This is a genomic window from Flavobacterium amylolyticum (genome assembly GCF_048284335.1).
Taxonomy (GTDB): Bacteria; Bacteroidota; Bacteroidia; order Flavobacteriales; family Flavobacteriaceae; genus Flavobacterium.
Genome location: NZ_JBLVPG010000001.1, coordinates 90,049 through 109,423, shown reverse-complemented (window position 1 = coordinate 109,423; position 19,375 = coordinate 90,049). Strand labels below are relative to the sequence as shown.

The window sequence follows — 19,375 nt, the reverse complement described above, 5'->3', positions numbered from 1 at the left end:
ACTTTTGCTCTAAATGAGCATGTTATACGCATATTTTTGATTGTATTGATGCGTTTTATTTTTAGTAGCCTTGTACAAATTTAAAAACATTTCTTACATATCAAAAGGATTGATTATGTTTTTTAAAGAGGTGCTGCTTACATGAGTATATATCATCGTAGTTTTAGGACTACTGTGTCCTAATAAATCTTGAATGTAGCGTAAGTCGGTTCCGCTTTCTAATAAATGAGTTGCAAAACTGTGTCGAAGTGTATGCAAGCTAATCTGTTTTGTAATTCCTGCTTTTTTTGCTGATTGCTGTAATACAGATTGAGCACTTCTACTACTGTATTGACCACCATTTTGTCCTTCAAATAGAAAGGTTTTAGGTTTGTAAATAGTATAATATTCACGTAGTAATCCTAAAACTTTTGTTGATAATAAGGTATAACGGTCTTTTTTGCCTTTTGCATTTTTAACGTGAATCAGCATTCTTTGACTATCAATATCAATGATTTTCATGTTTATGGCTTCACTGATTCGGAGTCCCGAAGAGTAAATTAAAGCCAATAAGGTTTTGTGTTTTAGGTTAGTTGTTAAATCGATAAGTTTAAAGGTTTCTTCTTTACTCAAAACGTTAGGGAGTGTTTTCGCATTTTTGGGACGGTGAATAGTAGCTGTATCTATTTTTGAATCATGAATGATTTTGAAGAATAGTTTGACAGCATTAACGATTTGATTCTGGTACGATGCCGAAAGATTATTTTTCAAAATATGTTCGTTGTTGTACACAATCACGTCCTCGTTGGTGATTTCGGCAATGGGTTTTTTTCTGTAGAAAACCAAGAAGGATTTCAAGGCTTCGCTGTAAGTACTTAGTGTGCTTTCGCTATAGCGTCTGGAACGCAACCATTGCTTGAATTTTTCGATTTGTTCTATTCCTTCGGCAGAAGGAATAGAATGCGAAACAGGGCTTAATTTAAACCGAATCCGGTTCTCATTGGTGTCCGGAAGATGCCAAGTCACTAAGGATTGGCTCCATCTTGCTCCATTAATTTCTTTAATTCTAGCGATTAATTTGGCGTTTTTTCAAAAGATACCGCTATCCTTTTTTCTTTATTGTGAGTGATAATTTTGGCGCTCCAATTCATAACCAGTGATTTTATTGCACTAACGTAGCTAATATAAAAAACAGTACAAATTATCAAAAGCACTTTTTATTTACAGTATGCTTTTTGAATTTATCGGTGAACAATTTTAGTTTTTATTACCGTTGGTTTGCGTGAGGGATAACAGTAGAAATCCTTTTATGAAGTGCAGCGCAATAAAAGAGTACTTCACAATATTTTTATTTTAAGTTGAGTTCAGTGAACTTGTTTGAAACGGATAGCCAGACCTTTTTAGGGCACGTCCAAAGGGATGAGCTACAGGGCAGTTACGGTCTTGAATGATGTAATTATCTGATTTTATTCCGAAAAAGCAGTTGGATTTTGGTTGTCATCCCGATAGTCATGGGGACATTTTTTCATTTCATTGGGAGCAAAATATTTTTTGATGTGGGGTTCAAATTAACCTATCTTTGCCCACTGAAAACGCCTATATGAAATGAGCATGATGGATTTGATAGCGTGAAAAGGGTTGTTTGCGAATTGCATTTGACCAATAAAAAGAAATAGAAAAGAGAAGATGAATTTTGATTTATTAAAAAAAGATCCGCAGTCCAAAGCTAGAGCGGGAACTGTAACCACTGATCACGGTGTGATTGAAACCCCAATTTTTATGCCTGTAGGAACCGTTGGTTCTGTAAAAGGCGTACATCAACGCGAATTGAAAGACGATATAAACCCGGATATTATCCTGGGTAATACCTACCACTTGTATTTGCGACCACAAACCGAAATCCTCGAGAAAGCGGGGGGGTTGCATAAATTCATGAACTGGGACCGTAATATTTTGACGGATTCTGGTGGGTACCAAGTGTATTCGCTTTCGGCCAACAGAAAAATTAAGGAAGAAGGAGTGAAGTTCAAATCGCATATTGACGGTTCGTACCACTTTTTTACACCAGAGAATGTGATGGAAATTCAGCGTACCATTGGTGCCGATATTATCATGGCTTTTGATGAGTGTACGCCGTATCCCTGTGATTACAACTATGCAAAACGCTCGATGAAAATGACCCACCGCTGGCTCGACCGTTGTATCAATCATTTAGACACGCAACCTTTTAAATACGGATACGAGCAAACATTTTTTCCTATTGTTCAGGGAAGTTGTTACAAAGATTTACGCCAACAATCAGCAGAATATATTGCGAATTCCAATCAACAAGGAAATGCAATTGGTGGACTTTCAGTAGGGGAACCTGCCGAGGAAATGTATGCCATGACCGAAATAGTTTGTGAAATCCTACCCGAAGATAAACCGCGTTACCTGATGGGTGTGGGAACTCCTATAAATATTCTGGAAAATATTGCCCTTGGAATAGACATGTTTGACTGTGTAATGCCTACACGTAACGCCAGAAACGGCATGTTGTTTACGGCTAACGGTTCGATAAATATAAAAAATAAAAAGTGGGAAGATGATTTTTCTCCTATTGACGAAATGGGAATCACGTATGTGGATACTGAATATACGAAAGCGTATTTGCGTCACCTTTTTGCTGCCAATGAATACCTGGGAAAACAAATTGCAACGATACACAATCTAGGATTTTATATGTGGTTGGTCCGGGAGGCCAGAAAACATATCTTAGCGGGCGATTTCCGACCTTGGAAAGAAATGATGGTAAAAAATATGAACCAAAGATTATAAAATTATTATGACGTGTAAATTAGGAGTTAGCCTGTAGCTCAAAATTCATAACTCATAACTCATAATTTAAAGTATGTTAACAATAATAGACAAATACATCCTAAAAAGATATTTAGCCACATTTGCGGTCATGTTGTTGTTGTTTATTCCCATAGGAATTGTTGTTGACGTATCAGAGAAGATCAACAAAATGCTGGAAAATAAAGTTCCGTTTTTTGAGATTGCGCTCTATTACTACAACTTTACCGTTTATTTTGCGAATTCCCTGTTCCCGATATTTTTGTTTTTATCCGTGATTTGGTTTACCTCAAAACTGGCAAATGATACTGAAATTATTGCTATTTTGAGCTCCGGGATTTCATTTACACGTTTCTTAAGACCATATATTATTGGTGCTTCCATAGTTTCTGTTTTTGTTTTACTGATGGGATTTTTTGTCGTTCCGGCTGCCAGTGAAGGATTTAATAATTTTAGGTATACCTATCTAAAAGGAGGAGGTAAAGAAGCCATGCGAGGGGATAATACGGATGTGTACCGACAAATTAGTGATGATGAATTCATCTATGTAAACAGTTTCAATACCGAGTCAAAAACCGCTTTTAATTTTTCGTTGGAAAAATTTAAAAATGAGAAGTTAGTTCATAAAATTACGGCCAGCAGGATAAAATGGAATCCGAAGGACAGTACCTACACGATGTACGATTATACTAAAAGAACAGTGGGCGAACTAAATGATAAAATTGAAAAAATAGCTGAAAAAGATGCTGTTTTTACTTTTGATCTGGAAGATTTAACACCAGTGATTTATATTGCCGAGACGCTGAGTTTAGGAAAATTGAATTCATTTATTGCAAAAGAGCGAGAGCGAGGTTCCTCTAATATCAATGTGTATTTAGTGGTATTGTATAAAAAATACAGTGTGCCGGTTTCTGCATTTATTCTTACCATTATTGCCGTTGCAGTTTCTGCTATGAAACGCAGGGGCGGAATGGGAACCAATCTTGCTATAGGTATTGCATTGGCTTTTGCCTTTGTGTTTTTTGATAAGATTTTCGGAGTTTTAGCCGAAAAATCGAGTATTCCTCCAATGCTAGCGGTTTGGTTGCCCAATATAGCCTTTGGAATTTTAGCCATTTATTTGTTACGAAATGCAAAACGATAATTTAAAAAGTTACTTAAACCTACATTTAATAGTTTTTATTTGGGGTTTTACCGCCATCCTAGGCGCTTTAATTACTATTACAGCAGATGCTTTAGTTTGGTATCGCATGTTTTTTGCGGGTGTGTTTTTAGCCATTTTTATACTATTTAAGAAAAAATCGTTTAAAATTCCTTTGAAATCTTTTCTTAAATTAATTTTTGTCGGGTTGTTGATTGCATTGCATTGGATCTTTTTTTTCAAAGCAATTCATGTTTCTAATGTGTCAATCACGCTATCGGTTTTCTCTTTGGGTGCGTTTTTTGCATCGCTATTAGAACCTCTTTTTTATGGTAGAAAAGTGTTGTGGTACGAAGTCTTCTTTGGACTAATTATTATTGCAGGTCTTGGGCTGATTATGAAGGTCGAAATAAATTATCTGGACGGAATGTTATATGCGTTGGCCTCTATTATACTGGGCGTTTTATTTACGTTGATGAACGGAAAACTGATTGCGGATCACGATCCTTCGGTGATCTCATTTTATGAATTCTTTGCAGGTGTTGTCTTTATTTCGATTTATTTTATAGTTCAAGGGAAGTTCACAGCAGACTTTTTTGTTTTGACTGCCAACAATTGGATTTTAATTCTGATCCTAGCTTCAATTTGTACCGCTTATGCCTTTACGGCCTCAGTTAAAGTAATGCAAAAATTAACACCCTATACCGTAATGCTCACTACAAATCTTGAACCGGTTTATGGAATTGTATTGGCGTATTTTATCCTAGGCGGAAAAGAGAAAATGAGCTTTGAGTTTTACATAGGAGCATTAATAATAGTGCTTACCGTAATCCTTAATGGCGCAATTAAACACTATCAAAAAGGCAAAACCCAATTAGATATTTAAACTTTTTCGAAGCGAATTTTTACACATTAATAGAAAAATAGCCGTTTTGAACGATTTAAAATTTTATATTTGCTGTTCGAAATAAAAACAAAAACGCAAAAATCCTATGGAATATTTAGATTTTGAGCTTCCAATAAAAGAACTAGAAGAGCAGTTAGACAAATGTCTTATTATTGGTCAGGAATCAGATGTTGATGTAACGAATACTTGCAAGCAAATCAACAAAAAACTAGAAGAGACCAAAAGAAATATTTATAAAAATTTGACTGCTTGGCAACGGGTTCAGTTATCGCGACACCCAAGCCGTCCGTATACCATGGATCACGTTCGTGCTTTGTGCGGGGATACTTTTTTGGAACTTTTTGGAGATAGAGGTTTTAAAGATGATAAAGCCATGATTGGTGGTTTAGGAAAAATTGATGGGCAATCGTTTATGATTGTGGGTCAGCAAAAAGGGTTTAACACTAAAACACGTCAGTTTCGTAATTTTGGTATGGCAAATCCGGAAGGATACAGAAAAGCATTGCGATTAATGAAAATGGCAGAGAAATTCGGTATTCCTGTTTTGACTTTGATTGATACTCCAGGAGCTTATCCAGGACTGGAAGCTGAAGAACGTGGACAAGGCGAAGCTATTGCAAGAAACATATTTGAAATGATTCGTTTAAAAGTGCCTATTATTACCGTTATTGTTGGTGAGGGTGCTTCTGGTGGGGCATTAGGAATAGGAGTGGGTGACAAGGTGTATATGATGGAAAACACATGGTATTCGGTTATTTCGCCGGAATCCTGTTCTTCTATTTTATGGAAAAGTTGGGAGTACAAAGAACTGGCTGCTGAAGCTTTGAAACTAACTTCTGCTGACATGAAGAAACAAAAACTAGTCGATGATATTATTCCAGAACCTCTGGGAGGAGCACATTATGATAGAGAGTCTGCTTTCAAAACGGTAGAGCAGTATATTATGAAAGGGTTTAATGAATTGAAAGACTTATCAACAGAACAATTAGTTGCTCAAAGAATGGAGAAATACAGTAGAATGGGTGAATATAAAGAGTAAAATCTTACAAATTAATAATTGATCCGAAGCCTTACCGTTTCGGATTTTTTTATGGTTATAAACAAAAAATAGTTAGTTATCAACAATTATTTGTAACAACTCAATACTAATAATTTTTTAATTTTTGCTACTTTCGCTTCATGGAAAACTTCAGAAATATCAGTCCTGTGAAGGTTGATAAAACTACAATTATTAGTCTTGAAAAGGGGAAATTGCAGCCACAGGTACTCGATTTAGAAGAAGCAGTGCTTGGTGCGATGATGATTGATAAAAAAGGGGTTGATGATGTAATTGACATTTTGCAACCCGATGCTTTTTATAAAGAGGCTCACAAACATATTTTTGAAGCTATCGTACAGCTGTTTACAGAAACACAGCCTATTGACTTATTAACGGTTTCAGCACAACTCAAGAAAAACGCAAAATTAGATTTGGCCGGAGGGGATTTTTATTTAATCCAGCTTACGCAAAAGATATCTTCTTCTGCACACATTGAATTCCATTCCAGAATTATACTTCAAAAATTCATTCAACGTAGTTTAATTCGGATATCTACAGAAATAATTGAAGACTCTTATGATGAGACAACCGATGTTTTTGATTTATTAGACCGAGCTGAATCCAAGTTGTATGAAGTAACACAAGGGAACATCAAACGAAGTTCAGAAACCGCACAGAGTTTAGTGTTACAGGCCAAAAAAAGAATCGAGGAAATTGCCGGGCAAGAAGGGTTGAGTGGTGTGGCAACTGGTTTTGATAAATTAGATAAAATTACTTCGGGTTGGCAGCCTAGTGATTTAATTATTATAGCGGCAAGACCAGCAATGGGTAAAACAGCATTTGTATTATCAATGGCCAGAAATATGGCGATTGATTTTGGTATACCAGTCGCCTTATTTTCTTTGGAGATGGCATCGGTTCAGTTGATTACCCGTTTGATTTCGTCAGAAACAGGATTGTCGTCGGAGAAATTGCGTACTGGAAAATTGGAAAAACATGAATGGGAACAATTAAGTACCAAAGTCAAAAACCTAGAAAAAGCCCCGCTTTTTATTGATGATACGCCCTCGTTATCGATTTTTGATTTAAGAGCGAAAGCGAGACGTTTGGTTTCACAACATGGCATTAGAATTATTATTGTTGATTACCTGCAATTGATGACTGCCGGTGGAAACGGAAAAGGAGGAGGTAACAGGGAGCAAGAGATCTCTTCGATCTCTCGAAACTTAAAGGCATTAGCGAAGGAATTAAACGTTCCGGTAATTGCCCTTTCTCAATTGTCGCGAGCGGTTGAAACCCGTGGTTCTAGTAAAAGGCCTTTGCTTTCTGATCTTCGGGAATCCGGTGCGATTGAGCAAGATGCCGATATTGTATCGTTTCTATACCGCCCAGAATATTATAAAATTGATGAATGGGATGACGAGGAAGCCTCACCTACTGCAGGTCAGGCAGAAATAATGATAGCCAAGCACCGTAATGGTAGTATAGAAAACGTCCGGTTAAAGTTTATTGGACATTTAGGAAAGTTTGATAATTTAGAGGATTACAGCGGTAGTTACGATGATTTACCCTCTAGTATGAATCAAGAGGACAATCCTTTTATTACCAAAAATTTGCCCTCAGCTAATGAAGCCTTTGGAAGTAACTTGAATGATCCCGATGATGACAGTGATGTGCCTTTTTAAAATAAAGAGTATTTAAAGTGAGAAATGATGATAGCCTAAATTAAGTAAATGATTTAGGCTTTTATTTGTACTATACCTCTGATGTGTTTTGTTACGACAATAAAAAACAGTAGCTTAGCAAAAGATTTTTTCCTTAATAAGTATAATCTAAAACCTAAAACGATGGTGCAAAAAGAAATTTCTGGAAGTGTTGAACAAAGTAACGTTATAAATGCAATTCCGTTAAAAACTGCCCAAAACTGGGCTAAACGTTGGGCCAAACAAGAGGGGAACTATAACCAACACCATCATGTTAAAGCTTTTCTAATTCCTAAAGTAGATGTGCTGGAAGTACTGAAAGAAGGCGTTGATGCAGTCAGAGCTTACCTTGGAGTGGATGATAATGGAGTCGAAAAATTGATGATTATTGGGACTAAACTAGATCCCTTAACGGGAGTTTATGTGGATATGATTACTGAAACTGAAGGGGATGGCGATACTGCAGCGGCTTCAGATGATATTTATGATTTTACACAACCGTGTCCAACGGCATGTGACCCTGAGAGCCCAATGTTTAAATAACCTACCTACATGTTAATCCTACTTGCAAATATTGGGAATATACTTCTAATATTCAATTTAATTCTTTTCAGTATTGGATTTAGAAAACAACAAAAAGCTTTTAAGATTTTTGCGTGTTATTTAGGTGTAATATTTATTATTCAGATGGCTTCTAAGATTTTGATCAGTTTTCATTTTCAAAATTTATATTTGTCTCATTTCTATTTTATCGGACAATTTATTCTTTTAAGTTTTTTTTACTGGACTCTTTTAAAAAAAGAGTATCAAAAAAAAATAATTAAAACAAGTCTTATTTTATGTTTATTGGCATTAGGAATTCAATATTCAATTAGCACAGACTTATTTTTTAAATTTAATTTATTTGAGATTTTTATCACCTCATTTTTGATAATCATATTCACAACCTTTCATTTTTATAATTTGTTAAATGAAAAAAAAGAGTATTATTATATTAATATCGGGATACTAATGTATTTATTTGGCAGTACTGTATTATTTCTCGTTGGCAATTTGATGTCTTCACTGAGTCCAAAATTAAATTTAATACCATGGATTTTAAATGCTTTTTTGTACATTGTTTATCAATTATTTATTTTATTCGAATGGAAGAAAAGTTTTTCTAAAAAGGGAATAAATACTACTGTATGAAAGAGAATACATTGCATGAAAGTGTCGTCATAGAAGCGATTATTTATAGTTTTATCGCTTTCTTATTGATGGGTTTGGTATTAGTATTATTTTTTTATTTTTCACGAAAGAAAATCATCCAAAAAGAATTTGAGAAAAAAGATCTAGAAATTCAATACCAAAAAGAGTTATTGAATGCTGTGCTTATTACCCAAGAGGACGAGCGAAAACGTATAGCCCAAGATCTGCATGATGATATAAGTTCTAAACTCAATATTGTTTCCCTAAACAGTCATTTGCTCACTACACCTAATTTAACTAAAAATGAGGTTAATGAAATTACGGCGAATATTATTAATCTTACAGCAAAAGCTTTAGATAATTCAAGAAAGATTGCATATGGATTGTTGCCTCCTGTTTTAGAAAAATTTGGGCTTCATGCAGGTGTAGAGGAATTGTGTTTAGAATTCAGTAGTTCCAAAGCTGTTATTGTGAATTACGAAAGTAGAGTTTTATTTGCAATTGCATACAATGACAGACATTTACACGTTTTTAGAATTTTACAAGAGTTGATGAATAATTCCATCCGTCACGGAAAAGCTACTGCTATCTCTATTCTTTTTGAAGAGAAAAATGGGTTGAGAAGTTGTCATTATACTGACAACGGAATAGGTTTTGATATGAAGAAAGATTCCAATAAAAAAGGACTTGGAATGAAAAATATTGAAAGTAGAGTTGCTTTTTTGAATGGGAATATAACTATTGACTCCACCTTAAATAAAGGGATGAAAGTAAATTTTAATTTTTAAACATTGGAAGAAACTATTAAAATAATTTTAGCCGACGATGAAATTCTTTTTAGAAAAGGTATTTCCTTTCTGTTGGGACGCGAGAAAAAAATTGAAATTATTTTTGAAGTTTCTAATGGTGATGAGTTGATATCGTTTCTTCAGGACAATAAAAATCAACATCCAGATATCATTATCATGGATTTAAAAATGCCAGGAATTAATGGTGTAGAAGCAACTAAAATTATTCACAGTCAATATCCTACAATAAAAATCATTGCGCTTACTAGTTATGACTCTAAGTCTTTTGTTGCCAATATGATTGATGTGGGTGCCGTTTCATATTTAATAAAGAACGCCACACCTCAAGAATTACTGACTACTATAAAGGAAGTTGCACTTAAAGGATTTTATTATAGTGATCATGTAATGAAAATTATTCAGGCTGATGTGTTGACTCATAAAAAAACAAAAAGCATTTTTGATAATAACTTTCTCACTGTCCGAGAGACGGAAGTACTTAAACTTATTTGTTCTCAGAAAAGTACGGTTGAAATTGCAGAGGAACTTTTTATTAGTCCAAGAACAGTGGAAGGACACCGAAATAATTTGCTATTGAAAACAGAATCTAGGAATATTGCCGGTTTAGTAGTTTACGCTGTTCAAAATGAAATTATTCCGCTCGATATTTAGTTTAAATTTTCAAATCAATTTCTTTTTATGCAGTTACATACATTGGTAATTTTCATTATTTCTGAACTTTACTTGATATCCTTTCAGGTCTTTTTTTAGATTTTTTTGAAGTAAATTTCTTATTGAATGTATGCCTCCAAAATCGTGTAGATAAGTAAATAAAAATTTAGAAGTTCGGATTAATTTTAATTTTGTATCGAATTCGGTTTCATATTCAATAAAATCTTTGGTAATTAGAGTTAGCTGTTTTTCTAGTTTTTCATAATCATAAAAATCAAATGAATAATTTTTTAAAGAAATACTTCGTATTGCAAAATGGATTCTATAATCTAACTCATTTACGGATAGTACCTTTATAAAATTAGAGTAAAATGGATTGGTAATATATCCAAAGCCCATTTTGTATTTAGACTTCCTTAAGATACCATGTTCAATATCATTTAAAGAAAGTATAGTGCGTGCAATTTTTATTCTTTTCAATTTTAAAATTGTGTTCTGACCTTTTGTTTCTTTTGAAATAATGAAATAAAAGGCTTTGTAAATATTTATCCAAAACGCTTTTTTTAAATCATCTGTATTTAAACTCTTCTCTAGTTTTGCTTGTCGGATATAGAAAAGTTCTCTTCTAAGTGATGTTGAATCTTGTTCTAATGTTGCAATTGTGAGAATATCTTTTGATAAAGTATTGTAATAATTTTTCATTTTTTTTGGTTAAATAACCAGCAGTTGATAACAAAATAAGTAAAAGGTGAGAATTAGTACTACTAGTAAGCACAATCCTATCTTCTTTAATAGATTCATGAGGTTAAACGGATCATTTGTTTCGTTGGGATTCATTGATAAGTTTTTCATTTTGTTTAAGTAAGTTATAAATACAAATTTATACAAAGGGAACACTTTGGGTATAGGTATTTTTACGTGATTTAATTAGGCAGAAGGTTTTGGTACTTTATTTAAAAGTTAAATTATACTCGTTTGAACCGCTTAGTTTCTATCTTTGAGTTATATAAAGTACTAAAATATGATTAAAAAATTCTTGTGTCTATTTATCTGTCTACTATCAATCTCAACAAAGGCGTCTTTTATTTTGGTTCCAATGGATGAAACTACACAGGAAAATCATCTTAAAGCTTATGGAATTACTTTTTGGTGTTTAGAAAATAATTACAAAGCAAGCTGGTTACTCAATTATCGTGGCGGCTCATTTTTATTACCTGATGCTAATGAAATAAGAAAAGAATGTCAGATTAGAGGGGTTAGTTTTGAAGTTATTACCGATGGTGAGCAATTGATAATCTTAAATGAAATCGCAAGTCCCTCTCAGAATATGGAAACAGTGGTACTGGAAAAAGCACCTAAAATTGCAGTGTATACTCCCCAAGGAAAACAGCCGTGGGATGATGCTGTGACTTTAGTTTTAACGTATGCTGAAATTCCTTTTACCCCAATTTATGATGAGGAAGTCCTAAGCGATCAACTGTTGCTATACGATTGGGTACACTTGCATCATGAAGATTTTACGGGGCAATATGGGAAGTTTTATGGGGCTTATAAAAATACGCCTTGGTACATCGAGCAAAAGAAAGAGGCAGAAATACAGGCAACCAGATTAGGATATGTTAAAGTTTCTCAGGCGAAAGGAGCTGTCGCAAAAAAAATAAGAGATTTTGTAATTGGAGGCGGATTTATGTTTGCGATGTGCTCTGCAACAGATAGTTTTGATATTGCTTTAGCAGCCGATGGACTCGATATTTGTGAGGCCATGTTTGATGGCGATGCCAGTGAAGGAAATTATCAATCGAAGATGAATTTCAATAATTCGTTTGCTTTTAAAAATTTTACTTTGGAGCGAAAACCGGAACAATATGAATTTTCGGATATTGATATGACTTCGAAAAGAAGAATCTCTATGGAGAAAGATTATTTTACTTTAATGGAATTTTCGGCAAAATGGGATCCAATTCCAAGCATGTTAAGCCAAAATCACACGCAACTGGTAAAAGGTTTCATGGGGCAAACCACAGCATTTGATTCCGCTTTAATAAAATCAAATGTACTAATTATTGGAGCTTGTGAACTAAATGGAGAAGCACGTTACATTCATGGCCAAAAAGGAAAGGGAATGTTCACTTTTTATGGGGGTCATGATCCAGAGGATTTTCAGCATCAAGTGGGAGATCCGCCCACGGTTTTGGATTTGCATCCTAATTCGCCTGGTTATCGCTTGATTTTAAATAATGTACTTTTTCCTGCTGCGAGAAAGAAAAAGTTAAAAACGTAGTATAACACAAAAGCCAATCGATTACGATTGGCTTTTGTGTTTTTAGCCCTGCTGTCCGTTATATCTTTCTTTGCCTTTTTAGGCAGAGAAAGATATAACGGACAGCAGGATTAGCTTCTGGAAAAATTACACGATTCCGTGTTCGTTTTCTTTATCTAAATATTCCTGTACGATATCAATTGCATTGGTTACTACGTCGCTTAATGCAGTAATGAAGCTGCCTTCTTCGGCACAATTTATGGCGTGTTTTATTGCCTCAGTTTCTTTAGGGATAATTTCATAGGTTACTGTTTTGCCGGAACTATTAATGCCATCAAGTATTAAATTAATGATTTCGTCTTCGGTTCTTCCTCTCAGGTATTTTTCTTGTCTAATGATAATATGATCAAACATTCGCGCTGCAATATTGGCACATTCTCTTATGTCTTCATCACGTCTGTCACCTACACCAGCAATTATACCAATTTTTTTGGTAGCATCAACACTTTGAAGGTATTCCTCAACTCCCTTATAACCGGATGCATTATGAGCAAAGTCAATAAGTACTTTGAATTTTTTGAACTCAAAAATATTCATACGACCTGGAGTTTGTGCTGCACTTGGGATAAAAGTTTGTAACGACAAGCTGATATCTTCTGTTTTGAATCCCCATAAGTAACTCGCTAGAGTTGCCGCAAGTACATTAGCAATCATAAATTTTGCTTTACCGCCCATAGTTAAAGGAACGTGAGTGGCGCGTTCGATTCGGATTTTCCATTCTCCTTTTTTGATAGTTATATATCCATTTTCATAGACTGCAACGGTTTTTCCTTCCGCACTAAGCTTTTTGATAAATTCGCTATCTTCGTTTAAACTAAAATAGGCAACATTACAATTTAGATCTTGACCGAGTTTTACACAGTGTTCATCATCACCGTTCAAAACAGCCCACCCATTTTTCTTAATACTTTTGACCACAGTAGCTTTAACTCTAGCCAGATCGTCTAAAGTATGAATATCACTTAATCCCAAATGATCTTCCTGAATATTAGTGATAATTCCAATATCGCAACGGCTAAAACCCAAACCAGAACGAAGAATTCCACCTCTGGCAGTTTCTAAAACTGCAAATTCTACTGTTGGGTCTCTCAAAATATATTCTGCGCTCAGAGGTCCGGTTGTATCTCCTTTTTCCATCATATGATTTTGAATATAAATCCCATCAGATGTGGTGAATCCCACCTTAAAACCATTATTTTTCACGATATGTGCCAATAATCGGGTAGTGGTGGTTTTACCATTAGTCCCTGTTACAGCAATTATTGGAATACGACACGATTTCCCCGGAGGATATAACATGTCAATTACTGGCGCAGCAACGTTTCTAGGTAAGCCTTCTGATGGGGCCAGATGCATTCTAAAACCAGGAGCTGCGTTGACTTCCAGAATTACTCCACCATTTTCTTTTAACGGTTGTGTTAAATTCTCGGCCATAATGTCAACACCGCAAACATCCAGTCCAATTACTCTTGAAATTCTTTCAGCAAGGAAAATATTTTCTGGGTGCATCATATCGGTAACATCTACAGAAGTTCCACCGGTACTTAAATTGGCTGTAGATTTCAAAAACACAATTTCTCCGGTTCTAGGAATACTGTACAATGTATAATTTAGTTTTTCCAATAAATCTTCGGTGTCTCGGTCCACATCTATTTGAGTGAGCACATTTTCATGCCCGTAACCTCTTCTTGGATCTAAGTTGGTAGTGTCAATTAATTGCTGAATATTGTCCGTTCCGTTTCCTATTACGTGAGCAGGAACTCTTTTTGCGGCAGCAACTAATTTATTATCGATGACCAAAATTCTGAAATCGAAACCGGTTATGAATTTCTCTACGATAACACGTTTGCCATATTCCTGTGCAAAAGCTAAGCCGGAAACGGCATCTTCCCAATTGGTGACATTAATGGAAGCGCCTTTCCCGTGATTACCTCCCAAAGGTTTTAACACAATAGGATATCCAATTTTTTTTATTACTTCCGTTAGACTATCTTCATCAACACAAATGCTTCCGCTAGCTACAGGGATGGAGGCCATCTCCAACATTTTTTTGGTTTGTTCTTTGTTACAGGCAATATCTACGGCAATACTGCTGGTCTTACAGGTAATTGTAGCTTGAAAGCGCATTTGATTAACACCATATCCAAGTTGAACTAAAGAATTTGTACCGAGTCGTATCCAAGGAATATCTCTTGAAACAGCTTCTTCTACTATACTTCCTGTGCTTGGACCAAGGCGAACGCGTTCACGTATTTCACGCATTTTCTGCAAGTCGGCTTCCACATTATATTCTGTTCCGGCAATTAATGCTTCGGCGATAGCAACTGAGGATTCTGCTGCAAAAAGCCCAACATTTTCTTCAGTATAGCTGAAAACGACATTATAAGTACCAGGAGTTTTAGTTTCTCGGGTTCTCCCAAAACCAGTTTCCATTCCAGCAAGAGATTGAATTTCCAGTGCAATATGTTCAATAACATGACCCATCCAGGTTCCGCGTTCTACTCTGGAAAAAAATCCACCACGACAGCCTTCAGAACAACGGTGTTCAATCATGGAAGGGAACATAGCTTCAATACGCATTCTAAATCCGTCTATTTTGTTAGTAGGAAATTGTTCCATTTCTTCTAAATCCAAACGCATTTGGATTAATTTCTTTCTTTGAATACTCCAGATATTTGGACCACGCAGGGCTTGTATTTTAATTATTTTCATAAAAATTAGAAGATTATTTTTTGTGTAAAAAATAGTTTAATACTAAGGCTTAATTTTATTTTTAGCCAATATTGATCGGGATAAAAAATTAAATTACAATCAAATAATTCAATCTAAAATAAGATACAATGGAACTAAAGTAAAGTTTTTAGAATAGGAATCAAAATTTATTCTTTTAAAATTAATGAACATGGTTTGTGTGCAATTATTGAAAAAAAAATACAAGTTCAAAGTATCTTTTTATCTTTTTGGTTATTTTTGCCAGATGAATATACTAGGAAAACTAATAATTATAGGTGGTGCAGTAGATAAAGGGAGTTTTAGTGAAACTAATTTGGACAAGAATGCTACTAGCAATTTAAATTTTTTTGAAACAGGGATTTTAAGAAGGATACTAAATGAATCTAAACACAAAGAGAAATCACGCATAGAGGTCATTACAACGGCCTCTGTTATTCCAAGAGAAATAGGTCCTGAATATGTTAAGGCTTTTGAACATTTGAATGCTAAAAACGTAGCTATTTTACATATTGAAAGAAGAGAGCAAGCAGCAGAGGAAGAAGTATTGACCAGATTAAAAGCAGCGGATATTGTTATGTTTACTGGGGGCGATCAATTGCGATTGACCTCTATTTTAGGAGGAACTTTGTTTCATGATATTTTATTGGATAAATACCATAATGAAGAATTTATTTATGCAGGTACTTCTGCTGGAGCCGCCGCCGCCTCTAATAATATGATTTATCAAGGAAGTAGTTCTGAAGCTTTATTGAAAGGCGAAGTGAAAATTTCGAGCGGATTGGGATTAATAGATGGCGTTATTATCGATACTCATTTTGTACAACGTGGCAGAATTGGAAGACTTTTTCAAGCAGTTGTAGGGAATCCCAGAGTATTGGGAATAGGGCTTGGAGAAGATACAGGCTTGTTGATTACCAATAATAATGAAATGGAAGCGATAGGCTCTGGCTTAGTTATTTTGGTTGATGGTCGTGAAATAAAAGATACAAATTTGACAAAAGTAGAATTAGGGCAACCCATTTCCATCTCCCATTTGGTAACTCATGTCATGAGTAAATTTGACACTTATAATCTTGAAACGCATAAAATGCGGATTGAATCTTCTCATTATTTGTAGAACTGTGGTATAAATTAAAATGCTTTGATCGATTATGAAACTAATTATACATGGTGGTTTTTTCTCAGAATCATCCACCAGCAATGAAACAAAAGCTCACAAACAAAACGCTTTAGAACGAATTGTGAAAGACTCCTATGAATTTTTAAAAACGCACTCGGCTTTAGAAACTGTTGTCTATGCTGTTTCTCTTTTGGAAGATGATGAATTGTTTAATGCAGGAATTGGTTCCCAAATACAAAGTGACGGAAAAATTAGGATGAGTGCTGCTGTTATGGATGGCGAAAGTCAGAAAATGAGCGGAGTCATCAATATTGAAGAGGTTAAAAATCCAGTTCAGGTTGCGCACTTATTGATGCAATATGACGATAGAGTATTGGGTGGAAACGGAGCAACTAATTTTGCACGAGAACATGGTTTTGAATCTTTTTCAACTGAAATTAAACAACGCAGAGATGAATATACAGCAAAATTGAAATCAGTAGGGATAGGAACTGTTGGTTGTGTTGCTTTAGACCATAGCGGAAAAATTGCAGCAGCAACTTCAACTGGGGGAAAGGGATTCGAAATTCCTGGTCGTATTTCTGATTCAGCTACTGTAGCCGGTAATTATGCCAATGCATTTTGTGGTGTAAGTTTAACCGGAGTTGGAGAAGATATTGTGAGTAATGCTATGGCAGCAAAAATAGTAACTCGGGTTACTGATGGATTTACTCTTAAAGAGGCTTTTAGCAAAACCTTTACCGAATTAAAACAGTATGATGGCTTTGCAGGTGCAATATCCATTGATTTTCAGGGGAATATTTTTCATCAGGATTCTCATCCTTCGATGGTTTTTGCCAGTTTTGATGGCAATGAATTTGAAGTTTTTAATTAAATCTTTATTTCTTTTAAATCGATACTTTTAAACGCATTAATTTAAAAAAAATTCGAACCAAATGGGAACATGATCAGATACGGTTCTAGCCTTTTTTAACGAACTGAAATTTTTGTAAAAAAGAATTATTCCGGAATTGAGGGTTCTGACTTTTGAAGATTTGTAATATATATTATCAAATTCTGAGGCAAGGCAGTCATCAGTTTTACATTCTTTTTTCAGTGAGGTTTTTTGATTGACTAAAATGGACTGAAACCCCATTTTTTTCAAAGGATTAAAAACGGTGTGAGATTGAGGACAATTAAAATCTCCTGCAAAAATTAGATTTAGAGTTGGATATTCATCGGGTAAAAACTTAAAATATTTAATTTCGGTTTCGGGTTGTCTTTTTTTTGTAATAGCATGAAAATTTACTGCTGTAAACTGTTTGTTATCATATTGAAATGTGCAAAAATACGGTTCCCGTTCTATCTCTAAGTGGTATTTTTTTTCAAGCCATGCCTTTCCAATCTTTTTTATTTTACTCGTCTTCCAAAGATAGGCATATCGTTCCGTTTTATAGACGCTTCCGCTGGTTGGGCTACTAATAGCATAATCCCATTTGGTTCCTTTACGATTGAGTTCCGCGGCTAATCTAGCTACAGCTTGAGTACCGCCACGACCCGCTACAACCTCTTGAATAGCAATAATATCATACCTATCAAGCGTGTTGGCGATATAGTTTATTGTTTCTTTGGTTTTAGAATTCCCCATGTTTTCAATATTCCAGGAAAGAAGCCTGATTTGGGCAAAAATGCAGAGTGGAATAAATAGGAATAAGAGCAAATAAAAAAATTTCAATTTAATCAAGTTGGTAAATATTGCAAGATGTAAAGGTCAAAAAAATCACACTTCTTATAAGTAAATTAACTATACAATAGTACTATTTATTTTTTACATAAATAATAAACTAAATAAATAATACAGATTACACCTATTGTAATAACGGCTATATGTGTAGAAAATAATAGATTAAATTTTAAAGGAAGTACGAATTTCATTGCTCGTTTTTTTAATGGTATAAAACTATTCTACTACAAAAGGTATTGGCTTTTTATTCTTAGAAGGAAGCAAAAATTTATTTTAGTTTGGTTCCAGATAGTATAGTACGATTTTTAGAATACATAATTTTTCCCTTCTTATTTCTTGAAGATCGTGTTATTGGATTTTTATTTTTGAAAGCATCAGAAGAGTTTTTAATGTTTTTTTGGGGATTAAATTTTCGGGATGCTTTAATTAGATCTTCTTGTGAATCAAATTTTTTATTATTTTGAAGAGTTATAAAAATAGTGTTTTCTTTGTTTATTGGATTGTTTTTATATTTAAGTTTTGTTGGGTATGCGAAAAGTATGATCAAGAATACTACGCCTAATAAAACAGTTATTCTCATTGTGTAAGTATATGTATTCAAAACTGTATTCAATATTTTTTAATTGGATTCTGAACTTTTATTTATTGAATTTTTTAATTGTTTAAGTGTATTTCCTTAAAGAGATTGGCTGTAATTTTGGAATATCCAATTAACAATTTAAATGGAGAACTTGAAAAAGAGTAATTAAAAAACAGAAGGCAAAATTGGATGGAAATCTATTCATTATTCATAAATATTATAATAGATAGGTTTAAATTAGTTGAACGTTTTGATTTTTTTAAATTTTTATCCAATTACTGGCAATCCAGTCTAATAATTGGGCTCTGTATACTTCATTCTCTAATGAGGAATGCTGTAAAAACCCTTCCACTTTTTGAAAACTTGCTTTTGTTTTGGGAACTTTATATTTTTTTAGGAACTCATTACAGAAATGGATTACCTCAAATTCTTCTGTTTTATCAACATACAATTGGTCCAGAATTTCAATATTATCTGGATTGTTGACTAAATCAATTGTTTGTGAATATCCTGTAAATGCTAAGTCTTCTCTAGTGAAATTTGCCATTTTTTATACTCTTAAAGTTATTGAATACAAACCTAACTTCTTTAAGAATGATATCTTTACGGGAAACCGTAAAAGCATCTTTTATTTTAAATATAAT

Annotated in this window: 17 protein-coding genes; 11 read left to right on the top strand and 6 right to left on the bottom strand. The window is 34.2% G+C overall.

Going from position 1 to position 19,375, the window contains the following annotated elements:
• Window positions 1-93: 93 nt before the first annotated feature.
• Window positions 94-1,005 (bottom strand): site-specific tyrosine recombinase/integron integrase, encoded by a 912-nt coding sequence (gene xerA, locus ACNQF9_RS00465; RefSeq protein WP_417989415.1) that lies wholly within the window; start codon window positions 1,003-1,005, stop codon window positions 94-96.
• Window positions 1,006-1,665: 660 nt separating this feature from the next.
• Here xerA and tgt point away from each other — a divergent pair.
• From tgt to ACNQF9_RS00425, 8 genes are all read left to right on the top strand, one after another.
• Window positions 1,666-2,796, top strand: coding sequence for a tRNA guanosine(34) transglycosylase Tgt (gene tgt / locus ACNQF9_RS00460; protein WP_417989414.1), 1,131 nt, complete (start codon window positions 1,666-1,668; stop codon window positions 2,794-2,796).
• Window positions 2,797-2,869: 73 nt separating this feature from the next.
• On the top strand, window positions 2,870-3,958 hold the full coding sequence (locus ACNQF9_RS00455; protein WP_417989413.1) for an LptF/LptG family permease: 1,089 nt from the start codon (window positions 2,870-2,872) through the stop codon (window positions 3,956-3,958).
• Window positions 3,945-4,841, top strand: coding sequence for a DMT family transporter (locus ACNQF9_RS00450; protein WP_417958264.1), 897 nt, complete (start codon window positions 3,945-3,947; stop codon window positions 4,839-4,841). The genes ACNQF9_RS00455 and ACNQF9_RS00450 overlap by 14 nt, the downstream gene beginning before the upstream one ends.
• A 106-nt stretch (window positions 4,842-4,947) precedes the next feature.
• The gene (locus ACNQF9_RS00445) at window positions 4,948-5,901 is read left to right on the top strand and encodes an acetyl-CoA carboxylase carboxyltransferase subunit alpha (protein WP_417958263.1); all 954 of its coding nucleotides are present in this window, start codon (window positions 4,948-4,950) and stop codon (window positions 5,899-5,901) included.
• Between the two features lie 140 nt (window positions 5,902-6,041).
• The gene (dnaB, locus tag ACNQF9_RS00440; protein ID WP_417989412.1) at window positions 6,042-7,586 is read left to right on the top strand and encodes a replicative DNA helicase; all 1,545 of its coding nucleotides are present in this window, start codon (window positions 6,042-6,044) and stop codon (window positions 7,584-7,586) included.
• A 162-nt stretch (window positions 7,587-7,748) separates the two neighbouring features.
• Window positions 7,749-8,147, top strand: coding sequence for a hypothetical protein (locus ACNQF9_RS00435; RefSeq protein WP_417989411.1), 399 nt, complete (start codon window positions 7,749-7,751; stop codon window positions 8,145-8,147).
• 644 nt (window positions 8,148-8,791) lie between these two features.
• Complete coding sequence (locus tag ACNQF9_RS00430) at window positions 8,792-9,583, top strand: sensor histidine kinase (RefSeq protein ID WP_417989410.1); 792 nt, start codon at window positions 8,792-8,794, stop codon at window positions 9,581-9,583.
• Window positions 9,584-9,586: 3 nt separating this feature from the next.
• On the top strand, window positions 9,587-10,255 hold the full coding sequence (locus ACNQF9_RS00425) for a response regulator (RefSeq protein ID WP_417989409.1): 669 nt from the start codon (window positions 9,587-9,589) through the stop codon (window positions 10,253-10,255).
• 33 nt (window positions 10,256-10,288) lie between these two features.
• Here ACNQF9_RS00425 and ACNQF9_RS00420 read toward each other — a convergent pair whose 3' ends face one another.
• Entirely contained in the window at window positions 10,289-10,957 is a 669-nt protein-coding gene (locus ACNQF9_RS00420; RefSeq protein WP_417989408.1) for a DUF547 domain-containing protein, read from the bottom strand.
• Window positions 10,958-11,351: 394 nt separating this feature from the next.
• Here ACNQF9_RS00420 and ACNQF9_RS00415 point away from each other — a divergent pair, with 394 nt between their 5' ends.
• Complete coding sequence (locus tag ACNQF9_RS00415) at window positions 11,352-12,536, top strand: asparagine synthetase B (protein WP_417989407.1); 1,185 nt, start codon at window positions 11,352-11,354, stop codon at window positions 12,534-12,536.
• Between the two features lie 126 nt (window positions 12,537-12,662).
• Here the strand turns inward: ACNQF9_RS00415 and cphA are convergent, their stop codons facing one another.
• A complete protein-coding gene (cphA, locus tag ACNQF9_RS00410) occupies window positions 12,663-15,287 on the bottom strand; it encodes a cyanophycin synthetase (RefSeq protein ID WP_417989406.1) in 2,625 nt (874 codons plus the stop codon).
• Between the two features lie 265 nt (window positions 15,288-15,552).
• Between cphA and ACNQF9_RS00405 the strand changes: the two genes are divergently transcribed.
• Both ACNQF9_RS00405 and ACNQF9_RS00400 read left to right on the top strand, forming a co-directional pair.
• Window positions 15,553-16,425: a cyanophycinase gene (locus ACNQF9_RS00405; protein ID WP_417958254.1), complete on the top strand. Its 873-nt coding sequence runs from the start codon at window positions 15,553-15,555 to the stop codon at window positions 16,423-16,425.
• A 34-nt stretch (window positions 16,426-16,459) separates the two neighbouring features.
• The gene (locus ACNQF9_RS00400) at window positions 16,460-17,302 is read left to right on the top strand and encodes an isoaspartyl peptidase/L-asparaginase (protein WP_417989405.1); all 843 of its coding nucleotides are present in this window, start codon (window positions 16,460-16,462) and stop codon (window positions 17,300-17,302) included.
• A 36-nt stretch (window positions 17,303-17,338) separates the two neighbouring features.
• Here the strand turns inward: ACNQF9_RS00400 and ACNQF9_RS00395 are convergent, their stop codons facing one another.
• The 3 genes from ACNQF9_RS00395 to ACNQF9_RS00385 all read right to left on the bottom strand — a co-directional run bounded on the left by ACNQF9_RS00395 (window position 17,339) and on the right by ACNQF9_RS00385 (window position 19,278).
• Window positions 17,339-18,142, bottom strand: a complete 804-nt coding sequence (locus tag ACNQF9_RS00395; protein ID WP_417989404.1) for an endonuclease/exonuclease/phosphatase family protein — start codon at window positions 18,140-18,142, stop codon at window positions 17,339-17,341.
• A gap of 277 nt (window positions 18,143-18,419) precedes the next feature.
• Window positions 18,420-18,731, bottom strand: a complete 312-nt coding sequence (locus tag ACNQF9_RS00390) for a hypothetical protein (RefSeq protein ID WP_417958251.1) — start codon at window positions 18,729-18,731, stop codon at window positions 18,420-18,422.
• 259 nt (window positions 18,732-18,990) lie between these two features.
• Entirely contained in the window at window positions 18,991-19,278 is a 288-nt protein-coding gene (locus ACNQF9_RS00385) for a hypothetical protein (RefSeq protein ID WP_417989403.1), read from the bottom strand.
• Between the last annotated feature and the right edge of the window lie 97 nt (window positions 19,279-19,375).

Excerpts from the sequence above, each read along its gene's own strand:
- tgt (WP_417989414.1), top strand. The coding sequence starts at position 1,666 with ATGAATTTTGATTTATTAAAAAAAGATCCGCAGTCCAAAGCTAGAGCG.
- ACNQF9_RS00420 (WP_417989408.1), bottom strand. The coding sequence starts at position 10,957 with ATGAAAAATTATTACAATACTTTATCAAAAGATATTCTCACAATTGCA.
- ACNQF9_RS00385 (WP_417989403.1), bottom strand. The coding sequence starts at position 19,278 with ATGGCAAATTTCACTAGAGAAGACTTAGCATTTACAGGATATTCACAA.
- cphA (WP_417989406.1), bottom strand. The coding sequence starts at position 15,287 with ATGAAAATAATTAAAATACAAGCCCTGCGTGGTCCAAATATCTGGAGT.
- ACNQF9_RS00405 (WP_417958254.1), top strand. The coding sequence starts at position 15,553 with ATGAATATACTAGGAAAACTAATAATTATAGGTGGTGCAGTAGATAAA.
- ACNQF9_RS00450 (WP_417958264.1), top strand. The coding sequence starts at position 3,945 with ATGCAAAACGATAATTTAAAAAGTTACTTAAACCTACATTTAATAGTT.
- ACNQF9_RS00390 (WP_417958251.1), bottom strand. The coding sequence starts at position 18,731 with ATGAGAATAACTGTTTTATTAGGCGTAGTATTCTTGATCATACTTTTC.
- ACNQF9_RS00415 (WP_417989407.1), top strand. The coding sequence starts at position 11,352 with ATGGATGAAACTACACAGGAAAATCATCTTAAAGCTTATGGAATTACT.
- ACNQF9_RS00445 (WP_417958263.1), top strand. The coding sequence starts at position 4,948 with ATGGAATATTTAGATTTTGAGCTTCCAATAAAAGAACTAGAAGAGCAG.
- ACNQF9_RS00400 (WP_417989405.1), top strand. The coding sequence starts at position 16,460 with ATGAAACTAATTATACATGGTGGTTTTTTCTCAGAATCATCCACCAGC.
- dnaB (WP_417989412.1), top strand. The coding sequence starts at position 6,042 with ATGGAAAACTTCAGAAATATCAGTCCTGTGAAGGTTGATAAAACTACA.
- ACNQF9_RS00455 (WP_417989413.1), top strand. The coding sequence starts at position 2,870 with ATGTTAACAATAATAGACAAATACATCCTAAAAAGATATTTAGCCACA.
- ACNQF9_RS00435 (WP_417989411.1), top strand. The coding sequence starts at position 7,749 with ATGGTGCAAAAAGAAATTTCTGGAAGTGTTGAACAAAGTAACGTTATA.
- ACNQF9_RS00430 (WP_417989410.1), top strand. The coding sequence starts at position 8,792 with ATGAAAGAGAATACATTGCATGAAAGTGTCGTCATAGAAGCGATTATT.